Source organism: Edwardsiella piscicida (genome assembly GCF_021733145.1).
In the GTDB taxonomy this organism is placed as follows: domain Bacteria; phylum Pseudomonadota; class Gammaproteobacteria; order Enterobacterales; family Enterobacteriaceae; genus Edwardsiella; species Edwardsiella piscicida.
The window spans coordinates 1376326-1399228 of record NZ_CP090968.1 but is presented as its reverse complement, the minus strand read 5'-3'; the positions used below and the strand labels follow the sequence as shown (position 1 = coordinate 1399228).

The window sequence follows — 22903 nt, the reverse complement described above, 5'->3', positions numbered from 1 at the left end:
GATTAAACACGATAGAAAAATAAAAACCTTTTCCACCATTCGCATTATAGATATACTGCAGTTGCCTCTATCGATAAATGATAGGCGTCACACAAATATAAATAGAAACAAATAAGTTAATTTATATACAAAATGGCGCTATTTTCCTTACTATTTACTCTCCTCACGGCTAGACGTTCGACGTCATACCGTGACAAAATATACGCCGATCCTACCCACTTCCATTGAATTGCGGCATGTATCACCAGGCAGCATGGTCTTATTTTAGACCAGGCTTTTTTATGACGTTTTTTACGCCACCCTGTTCATATTGGTGTCTTAATAATGAATAATATAGATAAAATCTATAAACAATTACGCTGGCAAATTATCATCACGACATTCCTAACGTATACCGTGATGTATATTTCACGAAAAGCATTTGCCGCAGCGGCGCCACTGCTGATGCAGGATATTGGCATGACCGCAGTACAATTCGGTACTGCCTCCTCTATTTATTATATTTTATATGGTATTTCAAAGTTTAGCTCCGGGCTATTGGCGGATAGAATTAACCCGCGCCTTTTTCTAGCCCCAGTGCTGCTGGTCATCGCCGTGATCAACGTCGGTATCGGCATGTCCAATAACGTTACCGTGCTGCTATCGCTCTACTGCCTGACCGCCGTAGCCCAGGGCTGTGGCTTCCCTCCCATCGCGAAGGCCATCAGCCAGTGGTACTCTAAATCAGAGCGCGGCGGCTGGTATTCACTGTGGAATACCTCCCACAACGTTGGCGGTGCGCTGGCTCCGCTCATCGCCTCCGGCGTTATTGAATATACCGGAAACTGGCGCTATGCCTTCTATGTTCCAGCCGCCATTACCGCCGTCCAGGCGATTATCTCCGCGATATTTATGCGCGCCAAGCCGGAAAAATATGGCCTGCCCAACGTGGGCGAATGGAAGAAAGACACCAAGCAGTTGGCCATCAATCAACGCTCTGAAGGCGGCCTCACCATGTGGGCCATGTTTACCCGCTACATCGTCAACAGCCCGATTATCTGGATGGCCATCGGTGGGGATCTGTGCATTTACGTCATCCGCACCGTGACCAATGACTGGGTCAGCGTCTACTTTGTCAAAGAGCTGGGCTGGGATCTGGTAAAATCCAACTCGCTGGTCGCCTGGTTTGAGGTCGGCGGCATCCTCGGGGGACTGACCTCCGGCATCATTTCGGATCGACTGTTTAACGCCGATCGCTGGAAAACCATTCTGATCTATAGCTTCGTCCTGATCGCCGGCATGATTGGCGTCGCGCTGACGATCCACGTCCACTATTACCTGGTCGCCATCTGCTTCTTTATCATCGGCGCGGGGATCTATGCCCCCCAAATGCTGTTCGCGCTGGGGATCATCGAGGCCTCCCATGCCGACGGCGCCGGGGCGGCAACCGGCCTGAAAGGCGGCGTGACCTACATTGGTGCAGCGATGGCTGGGGCGCCTATCGCGCTGATCGAGAAAGCCTACTCCTGGAATGGGGTCTTTATCCTGCTGGCGGCCATCGCCATTCTTCTGGTGCTGCTAACCATTGGCATCATCGGCGTGGATAAACGTTACAATCGTATCAACGCACGCTAATGCCCCTCTCACAGGTCGGGGCGACGCCCGGCCTGTGACTATTCCCCCGCCCTCTCACCTTATCGCCCGCGCCCTTCCGCCGTCGGCGCAGCAATACCCTGTCATGGGTCACGATATTACGGCCCTATTTTGCTATAAATAAGACTACGTTAACTCATGAGCCCGTGGTCTATGGAACCCTTGCATGCCGTCATTCTTACTATCAGCCTGTTCGTTTTGACCTTCTTCAATCCCGGCGCGAATCTCTTTGTGGTGGTGCAAACCAGCCTGGCCTCTGGGCGGCGGGCCGGAATGATGACCGGTCTGGGGGTCGCGCTCGGCGATGCATTTTACTCCGGACTCGGGCTGTTTGGTCTGGCGACGCTGATTACCCAATGCGAGGCACTCTTCGCGCTTATTAAGATCGGCGGCGGCGCCTATCTACTCTGGTTCGCCTGGAATAGCGTTCGCACTCAGGCCTCGCTGCCAATACTCAACGTGCGGCCCTCCGTCAGCGAACCCTGGCACATCTTCTTCCGCCGCGGGCTGCTGACCGATCTGTCAAACCCGCAGACGGTGCTGTTCTTCATCAGTATCTTTTCGGTAACGCTCAGCGCCGACACGCCGCTTTGGGCCAGATTGGCGGCCTGGGGCGGGATCGTGGTCGCATCCATTGTCTGGCGCCTATTCCTGAGCCAAGCCTTCTCCCTCCCTGCGGTACGCCGCCTCTACGGGCGGATACAGCGCGTCGCCAGCCGGGCGATCGGGGCAATTATCGGGCTGTTTGCGCTCAGGCTAATCTATGAAGGGATCGGTCAGCGCTACTGAGCCGCGAGTCCACGGGCGCACGACGCGCCCCGGGTATACGCATTCGGGAAGAGAATATCAACGTGGATATTGGGACGGCAGAAGCGTATTGACACTCGACGCGCGCGAAATGAAATAAATAGCCCCCGGCATCGCCGGGGGCAAGAGACAAAAACAGACGGGGAAATCGTGCCAGCAAATCTTATGCTTGATAAGCACCAGCAGAGTAAGTCAGCTCATAGCTGTGGCTGTAGATTTCGATGATATTGCCAAACGGGTCCTCCATGTAGACCATACGGTATGGCTTTTCCCCCGGATAGTATTCTCGTACTGGCATACGCTGCTTACCGCCGGCAGCCACAATGCGTGCTGCCAAGCCTTCAACATCCGGATCTTGCACACTGAAGTGAAACACGCCGGTTTTCCAGAATTCAAAATTGTTCTCTCGCTGTTCACTATTGGGAAACTCGAACAACTCAATCCCGATTTTATCCCCCGTTGATAAATGCGCGATACGAAACGCCCCCCAGCCGGGGCCAAATACATCGTTACACATCATCCCAATCGACGAATCATCTTCCGTAATGGTGGTGGCTGGCATAATCAGATACCAGCCCATTACTTGGGTGTAAAACTCAACCGCACGATCTAAATCAGTAACGGTGATACCAATGTGCGAAAAGCTACGTGGATAAGTCATAAATCACCTGATGTTGTGTTAGAAAACAGGTGACAGAATAGTAAGGATGAGCATAATTAAAAATAAGGTGAAAATAATGGATGCCATAAATATTTATTATGCTAAATCCACTCTGGCTAAAGACACTGATCGCGATACAGGAAACCGGCAGCTTTACCCGCGCCGCGGAGCGACTCGATCTTACGCAGGCAGCCGTCAGCCAACATATCCAGCGTCTAGAAGCGGAGTGTGGTCCGCTGTTACTGCGTAAACCGCGTCAACTGGAACTCACGCCACGCGGCCTGCGCGTATTGGCCTACGCTCGTGAACAACAACGGGCCAGCGAACGTCTGTATGCCGAGCTATCAGAGGATAACCCACACGCGGGGGAGATCCGTCTCTCGACACCCGGCAGTATCGGTCTATTCATCTACCCTTGGCTGCTGGAGCAGCAACAAGCCCACCCGACCCTCAGTATCCAGCACCGTATCGCCCCAGCCACCGACATCATCCGCGCTGTGCTAGAGGGACGCTGCGATCTGGGGATCGTCGATCAAGCGCCTGAGCACCCGAGCTTACATGCCGAGCCCTTTGCACGCGAACCGCTGTGTCTAGTGGTCCCCGCATCTCTTACTGATATCAGTTGGTCAGCGTTGCTGGCGTTAGGGTTTATCGACCACCCAGATGGGCGCGCTATGGCATTACGGCTACTGAGCCGCCAGTTCCCGGGTCAGCATTTAGATGACATTCCAGTGCGAGGCTTCACCAACCAAATCAGTCTGATCCTAGAACCCGTCGCGCGCGGTCTGGGGTTTACCGTGCTGCCGCGCTTTGCGGTTATTGCATTCGCTAGACCTGAATTAGTCCGCGTCTATCACAGTGAATCGCCAGTTACCGATACGCTCTGGGCCATTCACCGTGCGGAATGGCCGCTACCAGCGCGCTATCAGCAATTATTAAACGACATTAAAATACGAGGTAGTGACTTTAGCTGGTTAAATTGACGTATAAAATTGCTTTTCGTCATGGGCATTCCTCTAAATATCATGACAGGATACCTGAAATGGCCTGCGACGGCGCCGGCGTTCGTGATACTTCCCGGACACTGAAATGGGCCTCAACCCCGTCATCCGAACGTTAAAAAGCGCGCGCCACGACGCATAACCCCATCTCCGGTGGCGCATGCTGACATAGCACTTATCTGTGAGTTCGACGAGCAATAGAGGAGCCAAAAGAGAAGCCCCTGACCGGCAAGATCTTTGCTCAACGCATTGAGCGCAACAGCCTCACACTGAGCGCCCGAATCAGCGTCTGGTCAGCAGAACCCTCTGCGCTTCCCACGCTGTTGAACTCCATGAAAAAATCATTGGTGCTTTTATCGAAAAATACCTGTTTCACTGATTGGAGACGCCACCGACTGCGTTATGATTGCTAATGGGAGGAGCGATGAAAAAAACACTACGCTTAATCACAGGCCTGATGGTACTGCTCAGCAGTATATATGCCCATGCAGATACCTTACTGGCTTTATCACCCTATGCTAAAATGGACGGGGAGAATAAGTCTGTCGCACTCTATGGTAATTCATTCACGTTTTATAATAACAACATTAATACCCGTCTACGCGATCTAGCAAAGTCATTATTCCCTCACCATGCACAGGGGTATCAATACCGTGGAATTACGATATCCAGTGGTCGGCTAAGCTGGCAAATCAATAACCTAGCTTATCAAAATAAGCTACAAAAATGGGATGTAGTTGTCCTGCAAGGTAATTCAACAGAAACCATCTCAAAGAAAGAGAGCACCCGGGAAAACTTTGTCGCCGCGGCGACTAAAATGGCCGGAATGGCGCATCAGGCCGGTGCAAAAGTGGTCTATTTTATGACATGGGCAAAGCGAGACACCCCCGAGGATACTGCCAAACTGGCTGACGCCTACCTCTCCATCGCACAAAAAACCGGTGGCTATGTTGCACCTGTCGGACTGGCCTTTGCCAGAGCGCGGGAACAACACCCGGAGATTAATCTCTACTATCATGATGGTGTTCATCCCTCAATGGCCGGAACCTATTTAACCGCCTGTGTGTTTTTTGCCACACTGTATAACCAATCACCGGTTGGCGGTGCTCTGCCGATAGATAGCGATATGACGCCGGTTACCGCCAACGCGTTACAACAGATCGCCTGGGAAACCGTCAGCCATTTTCAACAAACGCCCCCCTCATCCAAAACAGAATAAAACAGGCCATACTGCTGCCGGCCCACAATCCTTGGTGGATCGCCTGAAAACAGCATCGCCGGGCTCTACCATCGAAGATCTGGCAGGCCAGATGAATCTGGCTATCAATACGGGAAAGGCCATCATATTATGACGGCCCTTGCCGCCTGCTGAGATAACAGGCTTGTTATCAGGCTGGATACAGCAAGCCCAAGGCCTCATACCGCTTCTCAGCCCCCCGATGAGGCATACCTTCTGTCACCACGGTTTTGTTAAATAAATCAGGTTTTGAGTCACTTTCCCGCAGCTAACCTGATTCTCAGGCAATACGCTCGCTTTCCGGCCTGCCCGCCTTCATCATTTTGTTCAATACACGCCCCATGACCAAAGCCTTTGCCACCTGCCCCCTAGTCCCGCAGCGCCAGTGGGTCCTCCGACGACTGTTTACCCCGGTACATCGCTGTTTCAGTCATTGAACGGTGATAATACTCTGCTATCCATTTCCACCTCCGCCGCACATTTTTAATGCGCCCCAAGCTGGTGGAAAAATGGCATCGTCGCAAAGCACTATCGGTAGATGATGGCAGCAAAATAAGAGGGGGAGACAACACGCCATACTCTCCGAGGAGAAATCATCGTGTCTCATACAAGACGGACGCTGATGGCATACTGGATGGCATACTGAAAAACACAGAAATGAAAAAGGCCCAAGCTAATGAATAGCTCGGGCCTGAATTTTGGCGGAGGAGTAGAGATTCGAACTCTAGGAGCTGTTACACTCGACGGTTTTCAAGACCGCTGCCTTAAACCACTCAGCCACTCCTCCGCGACGGGGAAGACTATATCCAGCGCCACCCCGCTTGTAAAGGCCACCCCGGTGCAAGTGCTGCCAAAATCGGCAATACCGGCGCCGTTTGATCCCTTTTTGCGCAGCGCGGGATAAAAAGCGCGCATCACACCGCCGCAACGGCGGCGAGCGAGCGTAAAGATGGGTAAACCGTCTTTCTGCTTTTTATTCCAATAATTATATTTTAGTCTGGGTTGAGGGATACCATTCGCATTGGGCAGGAAAACAAGGTCTTGCCGCCGTCGCGCTGGCGTCATCTCATCCGATACCTATAACACAACGAGAGAATCTTCGTATGGATCGTATTGTCGTTTCCTCTACCTCTGCGCGCAGTTCACTGCTCAGTACGCATAAAGTCCTGCGCAATACCTATTTTCTGCTGGCGCTGACCCTGGCGTTCTCCGCCTTAACCGCCACCGTCAGCACGGTCCTGATGCTGCCGGCGCCGGGCCTGCTGCTGATGATGGTCGGCTTTTATGGCCTGATGTTTCTGACCTACCGGCTGGCCGATCGCCCGGCCGGTCTGCTGGCCGTATTCGCCCTGACCGGCTTTATGGGCTATACCCTTGGCCCGATCCTCAGCAGCTTTATCGCCAGCGGCGCAGGCGATCTGATCATGCTGGCCCTGGGGGGTACCGCCCTGGTCTTCTTCTGCTGCTCCGCCTATGTGCTGACAACCCGTAAGGATATGTCTTTCCTCTCCGGCATGATGATGGCCGGTTTTGTGGTACTGCTGCTGGCCGTGGTCGCGAACCTGTTCCTGCAGCTGCCGGCGCTCTCTTTAGCCATCAGCGCGCTGTTTATCCTGTTCTCTACCGGCGCCATCCTGTGGGAAACCAGCAATATCATCCACGGCGGAGAGACCAACTACATCCGCGCCACCGTTGGGCTGTATGTCTCGCTGTATAACCTGTTCATCAGCCTGCTCAGCCTGCTGGGATTCGCCCGCAGCAACTGAGTCCGCGCCCCATATCCCCATCTCTACGCCCCGCTTCCGCGGGGCGTTTTTTTTGGCGTGGTTTGGCGCCCGCCGGGCCTTAGGGTACACTGAGCGGCGTTGTTTGCCTGTTAGGATGATTTACCATGTTAGAGTTTGACGGCCGTTGCATTGAAACCGACGCCCAGGGATATCTGCTCAATAGCCAGGAGTGGAGCGAGGCGCTGGCCGAGATCCTGGCGCAGCAGGAGGGGATCACCCTGAGCGAAGCGCACTGGGAGGTCGTGCGCTTTGTGCGTGAGTTTTACCAAACCTTCAACACGTCACCGGCGATCCGCATGTTGGTGAAGGCCATGACGCAAAAATACGGCGAGGAGAAGGGAAACAGCCGCTATCTGTACCGCCTGTTCCCCAAAGGGCCGGCGAAGCAGGCCACCAAAATAGCCGGGCTACCCAGGCCGGTGAAGTGCATTTAATCCTCGCGACGCCGCCGTCGGAGGCCTCAATAGCGGATCTCAAAACGCTGAAAATGCTGTAGGGGACGCGGTTCCGTATCGACCCGATCGACCCGGGCATAGCGGGGACCGCTTTCTGACAGCCAGCGCAGCAGCTGCGCCACCGCCTGCGTGTCACCCTCGGCCACCACCTCGACTCGGCCATCGTCCAGGTTGAGGGCATAGCCGGTCAGCCCCAGCCCCACCGCCTGACGCTGGGTGCCATAGCGAAATCCCACGCCCTGCACCCGCCCGCTGACATAGGCTGCCACACACTCTCTTCCCATTGCGCGCTCCCCCTTGTCCACACCGTTTCCCCCTATCATAGCGCATTCGCGCGGCGCAGATCGCCGGCGCCGTATCCCGCGGCAGGACATAGCCTAGTGCCTCCGCCCACATTCGGCTATGATAGCCGCCCGCCGCTTCCATAACTGTATATTGAAGGTGAATCTTGGCCCGTTTAATCCTCGCCAAAGGACGCGAAAAGTCCTTACTCCGCCGCCACCCCTGGATTTTTTCCGGCGCCGTAGCGCGCATCGAAGGCAATGCCGTCAGCGGTGAAACGCTGGACGTCTGCGACCATCAGGGAAAGTGGCTGGCCCGCGCCGCCTACTCTCCCCAGTCCCAGATCCGGGCCCGCGTCTGGAGCTTTGACCGGGATGAGAACATCGATCGGGCCTTTTTCGAACGCCGTCTACAGCAGGCTCAGCGCTGGCGTGACTGGCTGGTCGAGCGCGATGATCTGACCGGCTATCGCCTGATTGCCGGAGAGTCCGATGGCATGCCGGGGATCACTATCGATCGCTTTCAGGATACGCTGGTGCTGCAGCTGCTCTCCGCCGGCGCCGAATACCAGCGCGCTACGCTGTTAGACGCCCTGCACGCCCTCTACCCACAGTGCGCGATCTACGATCGCTCCGATGTGGCCGTACGCAAGAAAGAGGGGCTGCCCCTCGCGCAAGGTCCGGTATCCGGCGCCCTGCCGCCCGATCTGCTGCCTATCCGCGAACACGGTATGCAGATCCTGGTCGATATCAAGGGGGGCCACAAGACCGGCTTCTATCTTGATCAGCGCGACAGCCGCCTGGCGGCCCGCCGCTTTGCCCGCGATGCGCATGTGCTGAACTGCTTCTCCTATACCGGTGCCTTCGCCGTCTCGACCCTGATGGGCGGCTGCGCCCACGTCACCAGCGTCGATACTTCGCAGGCGGCGCTGGATATCGCCCGCCAGAACGTAGCGCTTAACGGACTGGATCTGGCGCGCGCCGACTTCCTGCGCGACGATGTTTTCCAGCTGCTGCGCCGCTACCGTGACGAAGGGAAAACCTTCAATCTGATCGTCATGGATCCGCCCAAGTTTGTTGAAAACAAAAATCAGCTCGCCGGCGCCTGCCGCGGCTATAAAGATATCAACATGCTGGCCCTGCAGCTGCTGCGCCCCGGCGGCATCTTGCTGACCTTCTCCTGTTCGGGGCTGATGCCGACCGACCTGTTCCAGAAAATTTTGGCCGACGCCGCCGTCGACGCCGGACGTGATATACAATTTATAGAACAGTACCGTCAGGCCGCCGATCACCCGGTGATTGCCACCTACCCAGAGGGGCTGTACCTGAAAGGGTTTGCCTGCCGGGTCATGGGCGATCGCTAGACGATCTCGGCACCGGAACGGCAATAGGCTAGCGTAGACTTGAAACAGGCATTTCCACCCGCATATTACACGGAGTCTTCCCCGATAAAGTAGACGCAGCGGTTGCAAAGGAGGTCATATGATTACCAGCAAATTTGGCATTGGGCAGCAGGTCCGCCACAAACTGTTAGGCTCGCTGGGCGTAGTGATAGATATTGACCCCGAATATGCCCTGGATGACGCCCCGGATGACGATGATCTGGGCGCCAACGAGGTTCTGCGCCACGCCCCTTGGTATCACGTGGTGATGGAGGATGAGCAGGGCCAGCCGGTACATACCTACCTGGCGGAGGCCCAGCTTGATGGCGAGAGCAGCGACTCACATCCAGAGCAGCCGTCGATGGACGATCTGGCGGAGTCCATTCGGGCCCAGCTGCTGGCGCCTCGCCTGCGCAACTAAGCCTGCCGCCCCCGCCTTGGCGGGGGCCATTTCCCCCTTACGCCTCGCGCGCGATCCCCAGCCGCGGAATATCGATCTTCGGACAGTGGTCCATCACCACCTGCATCCCCGCCGCCTGGGCCAGCGCCTGCGCCTGCGGGCTTATCACCCCCAGCTGTAGCCACAGCACGCCGGCCCCCACGGCGATCGCCTCTTGGGCAACCGAGACGGCGGCCTCGGCGTTGCGAAACACATCGACCATATCGATGGGATCCGCAATATCCGCCAGCGTGGCATACACCCTCTGCCCCAGCAGCGTCTGTCCCGTCAGCTTTGGACTGACCGGCGTTACCCGATACCCCTGCTCCAGCAGGTACGCCATCACCCGATAGCTGGCCCGCTCTGGCCGGTCGCTGGCGCCGACCAAGGCGATGTGATGCACCCGGCGTAAAATCAGCTTAATCGTTTCATCTTCCATTGCGGACTCCCCAGAAAAAAGTGATATTCTCAGCGTAGATCGCTCGCGGGCGACGGGAAAGGTTTTTTGACGAAGCGCGGTGAAGCCCCTTATAATGTAAAAATATGTTAACGGGAAATGTTTTGATACACCTCGTCGAATATTGGCTCCGTTGGCATCATGCCTTTCGCCTGAGTAAATTTGAGGACCCCATGCGATCACGTGTTTTACTGGCTCTAAGCTGCGGCGGGCTGCTCTTTTGTCACGCCCTGTCAGCCACCACGCTGAAATTTGGCAGCGATGTCGAACTGCTGGCTATCGACGGACAGCCGTTGCCTGCGGCGCTGTTCAAAAGCGCCAACAGCCTGGAGCTGGACGCCGGTATCCACCAGATGCTGTTTCGGGTCGCCAAACCGCTGACGGCAAACGGAGAGCCCCATTACTCGGCTCCGCTGATCGCCCTCTTCGATACCCGCGACGCCACCTCCGTGACTATCAAGCTGCCGCGCATCGGGGACGATCGGGATATCCGCCAGCTGGAGCAAACGCTGAACTTTGAGCTGCTCAACCACCGCGGGATCCCGCTGGAGTACCGCGCGGACGTCCTCAGCTCGCCGCCCGCCGGCGACTACCGTCAGCAGTTGCAGCGCTATAACCACAGCGCCGCCGCCGCCGCCCTGCCTGCGCTCACGCGTTGAGCCGCCGGGCGCCGCCCGTTCACTTTCGCTTTATTGTGCCTTTCTTGCGCCGCGTCGCGGCGCTCCGGCCGATATCCTGATAGGGTATCGCGCGTGTTTCATCGCGGCTTACGCCCTGCCTCGACACAGCGCTGCCAACGCGCCAAACGCCGTGTGCGCAGCGCGTGGGACATCGCGCCGCCGGGGTTAATGCCCCGCGCCGCGGAACACCGCCAATAAGACTACTTTTTCTGATAAAGGCCAACAGCATGGAAATGACCACCCGAACTCTCCCCAGCCGTAAACGCATCGCCCTGGTCGCGCACGATCACCGCAAACAGGCGCTGCTGGAGTGGGTCAGCAGCAACCAGCCGCAGCTCAGCAAACACGAACTCTATGCGACCGGAACCACCGGTAACCTGATCCACAGCGCTACCGGGATCCCAGTACACTGCATGCTGAGCGGCCCCATGGGCGGGGATCAGCAGGTCGGCGCGCTGATCGCCGAAGGCAAAATCGACATGCTGGTATTTTTTTGGGATCCGCTCAACGCCGTCCCGCACGATCCGGACGTGAAGGCGCTGCTGCGCCTGGCCACCGTCTGGAATATTCCGGTGGCCAACAACCGCGCCACGGCGGATTTCCTGATCAGTTCGCCGATGTTTGCCGGCGAGATGCGCATCGCCATTCCCGACTATCAGCGCTATCTCAACGAACGCCTGATCTGATCCGGCTGCGCAGCGCGGGCCGTCAAGCGCCCGACGCTGCGGAAATTACGCCTTACGTCGCGCGACGGCGCCCAGGCGCTGCAGCGCGGCCACAAAGCGTGAGGGCCGCAGCGGATCCTGCAGCAGCCATACCCGATGGCGGGCGCGGGTCAGCGCCACATACAGCAGCCGCCGCTCTTCGGCATCGGGGAACGGCTCCGCCGCGGGCAGCAGCACCTCCTCGATCACGCTGGGGGCCTCCGGCGCGGGGAAACCATCCCGCCCCTCATGCAATCCCAGCACGATCACATAGTCCGCCTGACACCCCTTGCTGCCGTGCAGGGTCATAAAGTGAAGATCCAGCCCCGGCCAGCGCGTCGCGGCGCGATCCAGCAGCGCCGGACGCAGGTGATGATAGCGCGCCAGGATCAGAATGGACTCGTCGGCACGCACATAGCCGCTCAGCTTATCGAGCAGCGCCTCCAACTGGTCCTGCGGCAGCAGGGTGACCGACTGCCGATCGCCATCGCGCAGGGCGTTGAGCGTCTTCTTCGCCTGGTGTGGATTCTGCTGTACGAAACCGTTGGCGATCTCGCCAATGCGGCGATTAAATCGGTAGGAGGTATCCAGCCGGCAGCACTCGCCCTCGCCAAAATAGTGGTGAAAGGCGGTTGTCAGCGTCAGCTGGGCACCGCTGAAACGGTAGATAGCCTGCCAATCATCCCCGACGGCAAACAGCGCGCTGTGGCTGTTCTGGCTGCGCAGCGCAGCCAAAAGTCGCGCCCGCTGCGGCGAGATATCCTGAAACTCGTCCACCAAAATATGTCGCCACGGGCTGATAAAACGCCCCTTCTCCAGCTGCGCCTGCGCCTGCTGGAGCAGCGCCGGGAAATCCAGCGCCCCCTCCTGCTTCAGCGCCGCCTTCCACGCCTTGAGCAGCGGTGCCAACAGGCGCAGACGCTGTTGAAACGGCGCTCGTAGCGCCTCCGACGCCTGTTCGACCATCGCCGCCTGGCTGCCGCCGTGCTCGCGCAGCAGCCCGATCCAGTACGCGAGGCGGGGCGCCAGACGCGCCTGCAGCGCGGTATCCTGCCAAAAGTCCTCCCGCTCAGGGAGCGCGTCGAACAGCAGCGTCAGCCACTGGCGCCACCCGTTGGCCTGGCTTTTCTTCTCTGCGCACTGACGCTGCCACTCGGCGAGCAGAAACGCGTCGCGCGCCTCGCGATCGCTCGCCAGGCGTGAAATGGCCACCGGTCGTCGGGCCGTCTGATTAACAATATACAGCGCCAGCCCATGAAAAGTTCTGGCCTGTACCTCTGCGCAGCCCGGCGTCTGCCGCAGCCGCTGCGTCATCTCCTGCGCCGCCCGGCGGCCAAAGGCCAGCGGCAATATCTGCTCGGCGTCGGTCTGCCCGCCCTGCAGCAGCCAGGCGCAGCGCGCCAGTAGGACGCTGGTCTTGCCGCTGCCGGCGCCGGCCAGCACCAGCACATTCTGTTCGCCGTTGACCACCGCCAGCGCCTGACTGTCATTGAGCGGCGACGGCATGGCCTCGGCAAAAAAATCCGCCCGCTCGCTCAGCACCCGTTGACTCCAGCGGCGGTTGTGCTGCTGACGGCGCTGTTCGCCCTCATCGCGCCACGCCACACAGTCGTGGTACAGCGGAGCACAGACCGGAAACGCCTCTAGCCGCTGCACCGGCAGCGGCAGCGCCTGCAGCGTGCGGTCGATCTCCTGCACCAGGGACGTCAGATCGGCGCGCGTCAGCCAGCCATCGCGCTGCGCCAGCGCCTGTAGCCCTTGACACTGAGCCTGAAGCACCTCGGCGCTGATCTGCGCCATCGACTCGCTCCACGCGTCCCAGCTTTGCATCAGCTGCTGATGAAACCGCTGTGTCTCCTGCCAATCCGTGCCATGCAGGCGGACCACCCGCTGATCAGGCAGCTCAAACTCCAGCTCCCCCCATACCAATCCCCGCTTGCAGCGTAGCGCCATCAGTTGGTTAAACGGGATCAGATACTGGTGCCGCTCTCCGCTGACCTCAATGCCGGCGTTCAGCAGGCGCACCCGGTTATACGGATGCTGCGCCAGACGCTGTCCCAGCTTGGTGGCCCTAAGTTCCATGCCGTTTTCTACCTGCGTTGATTCCATAATATCGACCAGTTTACCCATGAATCGACGACGCCTCTAGGCGCGCTCCCACAATTGTACTCACCGTCGCGCCGGGCCGACGCCCCCTGTCTGCGGAGCAACGCGGCCAAAACGCAATGCGCCACGTTCCTGCCGCCGGAAAAACAGGGTAAACTGCATATAATTATAGCCAGTGTCATAATGAGTTAACCCTAATGAGAACCGTACTGAATATTCTGAATTTTGTGCTAGGCGGCTTTATTACTACCCTGGGCTGGCTGCTGGCTACCGTCGTCAGCGCCCTGCTCATCGTCACCCTGCCGCTGACCCGCTCCTGCTGGGAGATAACCAAGCTCTCCTTCATTCCCTATGGCAATGAGGCCGTGCACGTCGACGATCTCTACCCGGAGCGCAAAAACGGCCTACTGAGCGCCGGGGGGACGCTGCTGAACGTGATTTGGCTGGTTCTGTTTGGCTGGTGGCTGTGCCTGAGCCATATCGCGGCCGGCATTTTGCAGTGCGTGACCCTTATCGGCATTCCGGTCGGGATTGCCAATTTTAAGATCGCAGCCATCGCCCTGTGGCCGGTCGGGCGTCGCGTCGTTCCGATTGAGGTCGCGCAGGAAATGCGCCAGGCTAACGCGCGCCGCCGCTTTCAATAAGCCCGCTGCGCCATGTCCGTTTTTGTCACGTTTGCGCCCAGCCTGCGCCGCTATGCCTATAACAGCGCTCTGCTGTATAACCTGCGTATATTTATTGCCCTGGCGGGCGCCGCCGGGGTTCCCTGGCTATTGCACCAGCCGCGGCTGACCATTCCCCTCACGCTGGGGGTCGTGGCCGCCGCGCTGACGGATCTCGACGATCGTCTGGTGGGCCGCCTGCGCAACCTGCTGATCACCCTGGTCTGCTTTTTTATCGCCTCCGCCTCCATTGAGCTGCTGTTTCCCTATCCCTGGCTGTTTGCCGGTGGCCTGATGCTATCGACAGTGGGCTTTATTTTGCTGGGCGCGCTGGGGCAGCGCTACGCGACCATCGCCTTCGGCGCGCTGCTGATCGCCATCTATACCATGCTGGGAACATCCATGTACCAGTTCTGGTATCAGCAGCCGCTGCTGCTGCTGCTGGGCGCCGTCTGGTATAACCTGCTGACGCTGATCGTCCACCTGCTTTTTCCCATTCGCCCGGTACAGGAGGGACTCGCGCGCAGCTACAGCCAGCTGGCCGTCTATCTGGATGCCAAGTCCAACCTGTTTGACCCGGATCAGGAAGAGGATCTGAATCAGCCGCTGATCGACGTGGCGATGGCCAACAGTAATCTAGTCACCACCCTCAATCAGACCAAGCTGACGCTGCTGACGCGCCTGCGCGGCGATCGCGGTCAGCGCAGCACCCGCCGGATGATGCACTACTACTTTGTGGCGCAGGATATCCATGAGCGCGCCAGCTCCTCGCACTTTCAGTACCGGCAACTGAGCGATATGTTCCGCTACAGTGATGTGCTGTTCCGCTTTCAGCGCCTGTTGATGCTACAGGCCCGCGCCTGCGCACAGCTCTCTCAGAGCCTGATCCTGATGCAGCACTATCAGCACGATCCCCGCTTCGAACGGGCCTTTTGCCACCTGGAATCCACGCTGGAGCGCATCGCCACCCGCCATGGTCGCCAGCATACGTTGGTCAAGTCGCTGTTCAACCTGCTGATTAACCTGCGCGCTATCGATGCTCAGTTGGCCAATATCGAGTCGGAGCAGACCCTGGAGGAGACCCGCGAGGAGGAGAGCACCCTCGCCGAGGATCGCATTACCGGCTGGCATGACATGCTGCAGCGTATCCGCTGCCAGCTGACGCCCCAGTCCGCGCTGTTCCGTCACGCGGTGCGCATGGCGCTGGTGCTGGTGGTTGGCTACGCCTTTATTCAGTTCACCGGCATGCAGCACGGCTACTGGATCATGCTCACCAGCCTCTTTGTCTGCCAGCCAAACTACCATGCCACCAAACGTCGCCTGTGGCTGCGGATCGTCGGCACGCTGGCCGGCATCCTGATCGGTCTGCCGGTGCTCTATTTTGTCCCCTCGCTGGAGGGACAGCTGCTGCTGATCGTGATCAGCGGCGTGCTGTTTTTCGCCTTTCGCAACGTGCAGTACGCCCATGCCACCATGTTCATCACGCTCTTGGTTCTGCTGTGCTTCAACCTGCTGGGCGAAGGGTTTGAGGTTGCGGGGCCGCGCGTGTTCGATACCCTGCTGGGCTGCGCCATCGCCTGGGCTGCCGTGACATTCATCTGGCCTGACTGGCACTTCCGCCAGATCCCGGCGGTGATCGCTCGCACTCTGAACGCAGACTGCCGCTACCTGGATGCCATTTTAGTGCAGTACCACCAGGGGAAATCCAATGCGCTGGCGTACCGTATCGCCCGCCGCGATGCACACAACTGCGACGCAGAGCTGGCCTCCGTCGTCTCCAATATGTCGCTGGAGCCGCGCCATTCGGCGCAGTCCCAAGAGGCGGCCTTTCGCCTGCTCTGCCTCAATCACACCCTGTTAAGCTACATCTCCGCGCTGGGTGCCCACCGCCAGCGCCTGGACGACCCCGTCACCCTGGCGCTGCTCAATGATGCCGTCTGCTATATGGACGATGCGCTTAACTATCAGGATGACGAGGTCATTCGTCGCACCCAGCGGGCTATCGAGCAGCTGCAGCAGCGCCTGCTGACGGTCAATCTCCCCAGCGACAGCGCCGGACAGCTGGTGCTGCAGCAGATCAGCCTGATGCTGGAGCTGCTGCCCGAGCTGACCCGCCTCAAGGCCTCTTTGGCATAGCCGCTGAGCGCGCGCCGCCGCGGCGACTACTTTTTGTAGCGCCAGCGGTGCGCGTTCCCCTGCAGCCACTGGCGCAGCGCCTCGCTCACCGGGCGCGGCAGCACCGCACTATGACATCCCTGCACCGCCGCCTCCAGATCGAATAGCACCCGATCCCCCACCTGATGATTCGCCTCCTTTAGCTGGCTGAAGGCCTGGGTCGCCCCGACGCGCTCCAAATCGGCCAGCGACCGAATGCCGATCCGATACAGCCGCCGCTCCATATTGATCGAGATATTCGGGCGAGTGTGCAGCCGCCGCATCGCCGCCAGGCGGATATCGTTGTCGCTGCGCGCCTGCTGCAGCGAACGCCGCAGCAGGGTAGCCAGGCGCTGGGGCTGTTGCCATATGGCCGCCTCGACCCGATAGTAGCCCAACCGCACCGGAAAACCGCGCTTCGTGTAGATAAACGGCTGCATTCCGCAGTCTTCACAGTGGCGCCCCTGTGCATCGCGGGCTCGGAGATAGAGCTCCCCCTCCGCGATCAGGGCAAACATCACCCCGTCACACCATACGCCCTGGCCGCCGAACTGAGAGCGCAGCAAGACCCGCCCCAGCGCCGCAAACAGGGACTCCGCCACCCGGCATTTTTCACCCTGTAGTCCATTCATGTATGTCTCCTTAATAATCATTGTAATCAATGAGCTGTCACCAGATCGCTGCGGACAACCATTAGCAACATAACCAATTCAACCGCAACACCCAATACGCAACAGAGCGACGCCATGCCTTACATCCGATAAATGCGAAGTGTATTCAAAAAAACAGGTTGATCTTCGGACAGGGTAGAATTACTGTATAAGCATACAGTATACGGAACGAGAACATGACTATGCGTACATCCCCGTTGCATCCTGCTACAGACAGCGTCGTATTCAGCCGCCCCGCTTGCCAGAGCGCGCCCACGGTGCCGCAAAGCGGTTTTGTCAGCGAGCTGGGATATGGCGCCCAACAGCCGCTGCTGTCGCTGCTGTTGCCTCCGTTACTGCGCCAGCTGGGGGAGCAGTCCCGCTGGCAGCTGTGGATCACCGCCCAGCACAAACCCAGCAAGCGCTGGCTGTCCGCCTGCGGCGTTCCGGTTCATAAAGTGATGCAGCTGAGACGCGCAGAGGCGGGAGAAGCGATCTATGCGATGGAGCAGGCGCTGCGCAGCGGAAACTACAGCGTTGTACTCGGATGGCTGCCGCCGCTGACGGCCGCCGAACGGCTGCGACTCAACCGCGCGGCGCAGGCCGGTCGCAGCATCGGACTGCTGATGCAGCCGCAGGAGGGTAAATTGGCCGCGGCGGCACCGCCTCAGGCCCATGCCGCAAATCGCGGATCAGCGCGTTACCATTAAATCACTTTAGGATAAATCCAACGCGGATGCGTTCATAATATGAAAATAGGTTATTCATAATGGGGAAATCCCCACCGGTTAAGCGGTTAGACTGGCTGAAAACCATTTCAGTTGCGCGCAAAAAAACACCACCTGTTTACCAAAACGTAGACGACACTCTTTTTTTTGGTGAGCATAATCACATCGTACTTGTAAGTTTCTAATCTCGTTGTAGACTTGTTATCGCAGCGGCTGTCCGAGATATCTATAATTGTTACCTGGCTAACAGCGTAATAAACCGAGCGACAGCCGTATAAAAGGTATTAAACCAAGAGCTATAGTTATAGCTCATTGCCTATTTGGATGATAACGAGGCGCAAAATGAAAAAAACAGCGATCGCATTAGCAGTGGCACTGGCAGGTTTCGCTACCGTAGCTCAGGCAGCTCCGAAAGACGACACCTGGTACGTCGGTGGTAAACTGGGCTGGTCCCACTTTATCAGCAACAGCTTTGAAGACATGGGTACAACCAAGTCCCATCCGAATCAGCTGGGCGCCGGTGCTTTCTTCGGTTACCAAGCCAACCCGTACCTGGGCTTCGAAATGGGCTACGACTGGCTGGGCCGCATGGGCTACACCGGTGACGTGAATGCCAAATTCAAGTCACAGGGCGTACAGCTGGCTGCCAAACTGAGCTACCCGCTGATGGACGATCTGGACGTATACACCCGCCTGGGCGGCATGGTATGGCGTTCTGATATCCACGGCGCAGCAGACGGCGGCGACTATACTTCAAGCCACGACACCGGCGTATCTCCGCTGGCCGCTATCGGCGTTGAGTACGCACTGAACAAAGACTGGGCTACCCGTCTGGACTATCAGTATGTCAACAAGGTTGGCACCCGCAGCGAAACCGGCGCACGTCCGGACAACACCATGCTGAGCCTGGGCGTTGTATACCGCTTCGGTCAGGATGAAGTCGCAGCTCCGGCACCGATCCCGGCTCCGGCTCCGGCTCCGGTCGTTGAAACCAAGCGTTTCACCCTGAAGTCTGACGTTCTGTTCAACTTCAACAAATACACCCTGAAAGCCGAAGGCCGTCAGGCGCTGGATCAGCTGTACAGCCAGCTGAGCAGCATGGATCCGAAAGACGGTTCTGTCGTCGTTCTGGGCTACACCGACCGCATCGGTTCCGATCAGTACAACCTGAAGCTGTCTAAGCAACGTGCTCAGACCGTGGTTGACTACCTGGTATCTAAAGGTATCCCGGCAGACAAGATCGCTGCCCGTGGTATGGGTAAAGCTGATCCGGTTACCGGTTCAACCTGTGATAACGTGAAGCCGCGTGCTGCCCTGATCAACTGCCTGGCACCGGATCGTCGCGTTGTTATCGAAGTGAAAGGCATCAAAGAAGAAGTTTCTCAGCCGCAGGCTTAAGTTCTTCCCTTTCATTCAAAACCCCGCTCCGCGGGGTTTTTTTATACCTGCCGATGGGGAAAGTTCGCATCGATAGAAATAGCCGAGGGTCGTCTCACCCTAAATAGCGCCACGGTGCTTTTGGTATTTTCTCATTTCGCCCGCTCAGCGCTGAACGACGGCGCGGTATCACTGAACCACGCCGCTTAACAGAAAAAGAAATTCAGCGAGCAAGAGCCTTTGATAAACGTGGATTATTCTTTTTAGTTTGATCGGACGTGCTATTTCTACTTTTTAGGAATATATGAAGAAAAAATAAAACACCAATATCAGAAAAACATTACTTTATATAATGTTCAGGGTAAGCGCAGCGCGGGCTATTCGGTATAAATAGGTATTAATCCCGTTCACTGTGTAAAAATGCCTGCAGATCCTGCTTTAGCGAACTCATCTGACTGGCATACAGCTCTTTACGCTCCGCATCCTCGATAAGCTGAACGATGGTATCGGACAGGGTCGCGCCCCGCCGCTGCGCTAGCGCAGCCAAACGCTGCCAGACCAAAAACTCAAGATCGATGGACTTCTTACGGGTATGCTGATTTTCAGCGTTAAAATGGCGTTTACGTCGGGCGCGAATAGTCTGCTTCATGCGGTTACCCAGCGCCGGATCCATATGTTCGCGGATCCAGGGCAGCACCTTTACCGGCTCATGCTCCAGACGCAGCAGCAGCTCCACCGCCTGCTGGGCCTGACTGAGCTCCTGATAGCGGGTGATCGGCTCCCCTTCCCGGTGTTTTTTCACCAGGTATTTCCACTTCCAGCCACACTCCAGATTTTCAAGCTGTTGATATTTCATATCTGTCTGCCAGTGACACGGTAACTTATCTCTAAGGATAACAATTTTTAGCACTTTTGCCGTCTAAAAATCCGCGTAAAGCGCAAAAAAACGTCACTTAACGACGCAGGCCACAATCCATCCGCTCATCGGACCGAGTTTCCTGTGCAGTCAGGCGGATTCTTGTATAATTGTTTTTTTCCGACTAACGATGATTTGACAACGTTGAGCAACTACCGACTTGAGTGGCAATCGCTACTGCCCGATACAACTCCCTATACCTCTGTGTTCAGCAGTGCTGCCGCGCTGTCGGCGATCACCTTTGCCGAATATCAGCCGCGTCTGGAGAACAGCCTGGCACACTTTTGCCATGCCCATGCCCCCAGCCCGTTTATGCTGGTCAAGGCAGAGACCGACTTTGAACACCTAACGATCCTGCAGCGTGCCGTAGAGACCCTGCTCCCCGCGGGCGGCCTCCACGGCAGCCGGTATCACATCACGCCTGAGCAGATCAGCGTCACCCCCGCAGAGAAGCCAGAGGATAACCTGGCGGCGACGCAGCGGGTGGCGTGCGCCGAATGGTTTGAGGGTGAACAGCTGCTGGGGACCGTGCGCCAGGGCAACAGCGGGCTCCTGCTGCAGCCGGGCCTCGTGCACCAGGCCAACGGCGGGGTGCTGATCCTGTCGCTGCGTACACTGCTGACGCAGCCGCTGCTGTGGGTGCGCCTGAAGCAGTTCGTCACCACCGGGCGTTTCCAGTGGTTTGCACCGGATGAAAGCCGTCCGCTGCCGCAGCCGATCCCCGATATGCCGCTACAGCTGAAGGTCCTGCTGGTCAGCGACCGGGAAGGGCTGGCCGACTTTCAGGAGATGGAGCCGGAGCTGTATGAGAGCGCCCTGTACGGCGAGTTTGAGGTCGACATGCCGCTGGTGGACAGCGACGATATGCAGCGCTGGTGCGCGCTGGTATCGACGCTGGCGGCTCAGCAGCGGCTGCCGTCCATCACGCCGGATGCCTGGCCGTCGCTGGTCCGCAGCGCCGTGCGCTACAGCGGCGATCAGAATCTGCTACCGCTCAATCCGGTGATGCTGGGACGCCTGCTGCGCGAAGCCGCGCTGTATGCCGATCCGCATATCAACGCCGATGCGCTGCGGCAGGCGCAGGAGGCCCGTCTCTGGCGTGAAAGCTATCTGTCGGAGCGCATGCACGACGAAATCGAAGTCGGCCAGTTGCTGATCGATACCGAAGGGGCCGCGATCGGCCAAATCAACGGCCTGTCCGTGCTGGAATACCCGGGACATCCCCTGCTCTTCGGTGAACCCTCGCGCATCAGCTGCGTGGTCTATCAGGGCGACGGTGAGTTTACCGACGTCGAGCGCAAGGCCGAGCTGGGCGGTAATCTGCACGCCAAGGGCATGATGATCATGCAGGCCTTCCTGATCTCCGAGCTGGAGCTGGATCAGCAGCTGCCCTTCTCCGCATCGCTGGTGTTCGAACAGTCCTATGGCGAAGTCGACGGCGACAGCGCCTCGCTGGCCGAGCTCTGTGCCCTGATCAGCGCCCTGGCCATGGCGCCGATCAACCAGCAGATCGCCGTCACCGGCTCCGTCGATCAGTTCGGTCACGTCCAGCCCATCGGCGGCGTTAACGAGAAGATCGAAGGTTTCTTTGAGGCCTGCCAGCGTCGGGGGCTGACCGGTAAACAAGGGGTTATCATCCCCACCACCAACGTACGCCACCTGTGCCTGCGCGATGACGTCGTTGAGGCCGTCAAGGCCGGAACATTCCATCTCTGGGCGGTAGAGAACGCCGAGGACGCGCTGCCGCTGCTGACCGGCGTCGCCTATATCAGCGAAAACGGCCCCAGCCTGCTGGGGACTATCCAGGCGCGTATCGCCGCCGCCAGCCCACTGCTGGATCGGCGCATGCTGCCCTGGCCGATACGCTGGTTAAACTGGTTTAACCGTGGCTGATCGGACTTGTTCAGCGTACACCTGTTAGCTAAGATGGTCATCTCACTGAATAAAGGCTGACGAGAATTATGGTAGATAAACGCGAGTCCTATACCAAAGCGGATCTGGAAGCATCCGGTCGTGGAGAACTGTTTGGCGCCGGCGGGCCGCCGCTGCCGTCAGGCAACATGCTGATGATGGATCGCGTCATCAAAATGACCGAGGACGGCGGTAATCACAACAAAGGCTATGTCGAAGCCGAGCTGGATATCAATCCGGACCTGTGGTTTTTCGCCTGCCACTTCGTTGGCGATCCGGTGATGCCGGGCTGCCTCGGCCTGGATGCCATGTGGCAGCTGGTCGGTTTCTATCTCGGCTGGCTGGGCGGCGAAGGCAAAGGCCGTGCGCTGGGCGTCGGCGAGGTCAAATTCACCGGTCAGGTACTGCCGACGGCCAAGAAAGTGACCTACCGCATTCACTTTAAACGCGTTATCAACCGCAAGCTGATCATGGGGATGGCCGACGGCGAAGTTCTGGTCGACGGCAAGCTTATCTACACCGCCAGCGATCTGAAGGTCGGCCTGTTCAAAGACACCAGCGCCTTCTAAATCCGCGCGTCATCGCCGGGTAGACATAAAAAAACGCAGCCTCGCTGCGTTTTTTTATGTCTACGCCGTAGGGCCTCATGTAAAAACCCCCGACGCGGGGGGTTTTTACGCTCGAATTGTGTGGGGAGTACTACGCTACCGCGACCAGAGACCTGTCTTCCATGGCCTGCCGCCAGCCTCCCAGCCAGTAGGAACGAGCGTCCAGAGAATGATAAGGACAAAGCTCCTTGGAACGACCAGCAATACCCGCTTGATAGCCACGGGCCTGCGCCCTTTCCAGACGATCGCGTTTCTGTCTCTTCATGCC

General features: G+C 58.0%; 24 protein-coding genes, 1 tRNA gene and 1 pseudogene. 17 read left to right on the top strand and 9 right to left on the bottom strand.

Annotation, left to right across the window (positions count from 1 at the left end; translation table 11 throughout):
- The first annotated feature begins 324 nt into the window (after window positions 1-324).
- Both L1P05_RS06325 and L1P05_RS06320 read left to right on the top strand, forming a co-directional pair.
- On the top strand, window positions 325-1614 hold the full coding sequence (locus L1P05_RS06325) for an MFS transporter (RefSeq protein ID WP_012848147.1): 1290 nt from the start codon (window positions 325-327) through the stop codon (window positions 1612-1614).
- 171 nt (window positions 1615-1785) lie between these two features.
- The gene (locus tag L1P05_RS06320; protein WP_012848146.1) at window positions 1786-2421 is read left to right on the top strand and encodes a LysE family transporter; all 636 of its coding nucleotides are present in this window, start codon (window positions 1786-1788) and stop codon (window positions 2419-2421) included.
- 181 nt (window positions 2422-2602) lie between these two features.
- Here the strand turns inward: L1P05_RS06320 and L1P05_RS06315 are convergent, their stop codons facing one another.
- On the bottom strand, window positions 2603-3100 hold the full coding sequence (locus tag L1P05_RS06315) for a lactoylglutathione lyase family protein (protein WP_041692499.1): 498 nt from the start codon (window positions 3098-3100) through the stop codon (window positions 2603-2605).
- A 98-nt stretch (window positions 3101-3198) separates the two neighbouring features.
- Between L1P05_RS06315 and L1P05_RS06310 the strand changes: the two genes are divergently transcribed.
- From L1P05_RS06310 to L1P05_RS06300, 3 genes and pseudogenes are all read left to right on the top strand, one after another.
- Window positions 3199-4083 carry a LysR family transcriptional regulator gene (locus L1P05_RS06310; RefSeq protein ID WP_012848144.1) on the top strand — a complete coding sequence of 295 codons (885 nt, stop codon included), beginning with the start codon at window positions 3199-3201 and terminating at the stop codon, window positions 4081-4083.
- Window positions 4080-4480, top strand: a pseudogene (locus tag L1P05_RS06305) (IS1 family transposase). Before L1P05_RS06310 ends, L1P05_RS06305 begins: the two are co-directional and overlap by 4 nt.
- Window positions 4481-4525: 45 nt before the next feature.
- Window positions 4526-5320, top strand: coding sequence for an SGNH/GDSL hydrolase family protein (locus L1P05_RS06300; protein WP_012848142.1), 795 nt, complete (start codon window positions 4526-4528; stop codon window positions 5318-5320).
- Between the two features lie 717 nt (window positions 5321-6037).
- On the opposite strand, the gene L1P05_RS06290 is transcribed toward L1P05_RS06300, so the two are convergent.
- Together L1P05_RS06290 and L1P05_RS06285 are read right to left on the bottom strand one after the other, a co-directional pair.
- A tRNA-Ser gene (locus L1P05_RS06290) sits at window positions 6038-6125 on the bottom strand.
- Entirely contained in the window at window positions 6089-6403 is a 315-nt protein-coding gene (locus L1P05_RS06285) for a hypothetical protein (protein ID WP_129985649.1), read from the bottom strand. The genes L1P05_RS06290 and L1P05_RS06285 overlap by 37 nt, the downstream gene beginning before the upstream one ends.
- A gap of 38 nt (window positions 6404-6441) precedes the next feature.
- Between L1P05_RS06285 and yccA the strand changes: the two genes are divergently transcribed.
- Together yccA and tusE are read left to right on the top strand one after the other, a co-directional pair.
- On the top strand, window positions 6442-7104 hold the full coding sequence (yccA, locus tag L1P05_RS06280) for an FtsH protease modulator YccA (RefSeq protein WP_012848141.1): 663 nt from the start codon (window positions 6442-6444) through the stop codon (window positions 7102-7104).
- 125 nt (window positions 7105-7229) lie between these two features.
- Entirely contained in the window at window positions 7230-7559 is a 330-nt protein-coding gene (gene tusE, locus L1P05_RS06275) for a sulfurtransferase TusE (RefSeq protein WP_012848140.1), read from the top strand.
- Window positions 7560-7585: 26 nt separating this feature from the next.
- On the opposite strand, the gene yccX is transcribed toward tusE, so the two are convergent.
- Window positions 7586-7864, bottom strand: a complete 279-nt coding sequence (gene yccX / locus L1P05_RS06270) for an acylphosphatase (RefSeq protein ID WP_034168138.1) — start codon at window positions 7862-7864, stop codon at window positions 7586-7588.
- Between the two features lie 176 nt (window positions 7865-8040).
- Here yccX and rlmI point away from each other — a divergent pair, with 176 nt between their 5' ends.
- Window positions 8041-9225: a 23S rRNA (cytosine(1962)-C(5))-methyltransferase RlmI gene (rlmI, locus tag L1P05_RS06265; protein ID WP_172454882.1), complete on the top strand. Its 1185-nt coding sequence runs from the start codon at window positions 8041-8043 to the stop codon at window positions 9223-9225.
- A 118-nt stretch (window positions 9226-9343) separates the two neighbouring features.
- On the top strand, window positions 9344-9664 hold the full coding sequence (gene hspQ, locus L1P05_RS06260) for a heat shock protein HspQ (protein ID WP_012848137.1): 321 nt from the start codon (window positions 9344-9346) through the stop codon (window positions 9662-9664).
- 37 nt (window positions 9665-9701) lie between these two features.
- Here the strand turns inward: hspQ and L1P05_RS06255 are convergent, their stop codons facing one another.
- Window positions 9702-10121 (bottom strand): CoA-binding protein, encoded by a 420-nt coding sequence (locus L1P05_RS06255; protein ID WP_012848136.1) that lies wholly within the window; start codon window positions 10119-10121, stop codon window positions 9702-9704.
- Window positions 10122-10312: 191 nt separating this feature from the next.
- Between L1P05_RS06255 and L1P05_RS06250 the strand changes: the two genes are divergently transcribed.
- Both L1P05_RS06250 and L1P05_RS06245 read left to right on the top strand, forming a co-directional pair.
- Window positions 10313-10798, top strand: coding sequence for a YccT family protein (locus L1P05_RS06250; protein ID WP_012848135.1), 486 nt, complete (start codon window positions 10313-10315; stop codon window positions 10796-10798).
- A 248-nt stretch (window positions 10799-11046) separates the two neighbouring features.
- Window positions 11047-11505 carry a methylglyoxal synthase gene (locus L1P05_RS06245; RefSeq protein ID WP_012848134.1) on the top strand — a complete coding sequence of 153 codons (459 nt, stop codon included), beginning with the start codon at window positions 11047-11049 and terminating at the stop codon, window positions 11503-11505.
- Window positions 11506-11550: 45 nt separating this feature from the next.
- Here the strand turns inward: L1P05_RS06245 and helD are convergent, their stop codons facing one another.
- The gene (gene helD / locus L1P05_RS06240; protein ID WP_041692583.1) at window positions 11551-13605 is read right to left on the bottom strand and encodes a DNA helicase IV; all 2055 of its coding nucleotides are present in this window, start codon (window positions 13603-13605) and stop codon (window positions 11551-11553) included.
- Between the two features lie 221 nt (window positions 13606-13826).
- On the opposite strand from helD, the gene L1P05_RS06235 reads away from it, so the two are divergent.
- Both L1P05_RS06235 and yccS read left to right on the top strand, forming a co-directional pair.
- Entirely contained in the window at window positions 13827-14273 is a 447-nt protein-coding gene (locus tag L1P05_RS06235) for a YccF domain-containing protein (protein ID WP_012848131.1), read from the top strand.
- Window positions 14274-14285: 12 nt separating this feature from the next.
- Window positions 14286-16427 carry a YccS family putative transporter gene (gene yccS / locus L1P05_RS06230; RefSeq protein WP_012848130.1) on the top strand — a complete coding sequence of 714 codons (2142 nt, stop codon included), beginning with the start codon at window positions 14286-14288 and terminating at the stop codon, window positions 16425-16427.
- 26 nt (window positions 16428-16453) lie between these two features.
- Here the strand turns inward: yccS and L1P05_RS06225 are convergent, their stop codons facing one another.
- Window positions 16454-17077: a TfoX/Sxy family protein gene (locus L1P05_RS06225; RefSeq protein ID WP_012848129.1), complete on the bottom strand. Its 624-nt coding sequence runs from the start codon at window positions 17075-17077 to the stop codon at window positions 16454-16456.
- Window positions 17078-17292: 215 nt separating this feature from the next.
- On the opposite strand from L1P05_RS06225, the gene sulA reads away from it, so the two are divergent.
- Together sulA and ompA are read left to right on the top strand one after the other, a co-directional pair.
- Entirely contained in the window at window positions 17293-17805 is a 513-nt protein-coding gene (gene sulA, locus L1P05_RS06220) for an SOS-induced cell division inhibitor SulA (protein ID WP_249975182.1), read from the top strand.
- A 360-nt stretch (window positions 17806-18165) separates the two neighbouring features.
- The gene (gene ompA, locus L1P05_RS06215; RefSeq protein WP_012848126.1) at window positions 18166-19221 is read left to right on the top strand and encodes a porin OmpA; all 1056 of its coding nucleotides are present in this window, start codon (window positions 18166-18168) and stop codon (window positions 19219-19221) included.
- A gap of 376 nt (window positions 19222-19597) precedes the next feature.
- Here the strand turns inward: ompA and matP are convergent, their stop codons facing one another.
- On the bottom strand, window positions 19598-20056 hold the full coding sequence (gene matP, locus L1P05_RS06210; RefSeq protein ID WP_012848125.1) for a macrodomain Ter protein MatP: 459 nt from the start codon (window positions 20054-20056) through the stop codon (window positions 19598-19600).
- Window positions 20057-20260: 204 nt separating this feature from the next.
- On the opposite strand from matP, the gene L1P05_RS06205 reads away from it, so the two are divergent.
- Both L1P05_RS06205 and fabA read left to right on the top strand, forming a co-directional pair.
- Window positions 20261-22009, top strand: coding sequence for an AAA family ATPase (locus L1P05_RS06205; RefSeq protein WP_172454880.1), 1749 nt, complete (start codon window positions 20261-20263; stop codon window positions 22007-22009).
- Window positions 22010-22077: 68 nt separating this feature from the next.
- Window positions 22078-22596 carry a bifunctional 3-hydroxydecanoyl-ACP dehydratase/trans-2-decenoyl-ACP isomerase gene (gene fabA / locus L1P05_RS06200; RefSeq protein ID WP_012848123.1) on the top strand — a complete coding sequence of 173 codons (519 nt, stop codon included), beginning with the start codon at window positions 22078-22080 and terminating at the stop codon, window positions 22594-22596.
- Window positions 22597-22726: 130 nt separating this feature from the next.
- On the opposite strand, the gene rmf is transcribed toward fabA, so the two are convergent.
- The gene (gene rmf, locus L1P05_RS06195; RefSeq protein ID WP_015461265.1) at window positions 22727-22900 is read right to left on the bottom strand and encodes a ribosome modulation factor; all 174 of its coding nucleotides are present in this window, start codon (window positions 22898-22900) and stop codon (window positions 22727-22729) included.
- Window positions 22901-22903 lie beyond the last annotated feature (3 nt).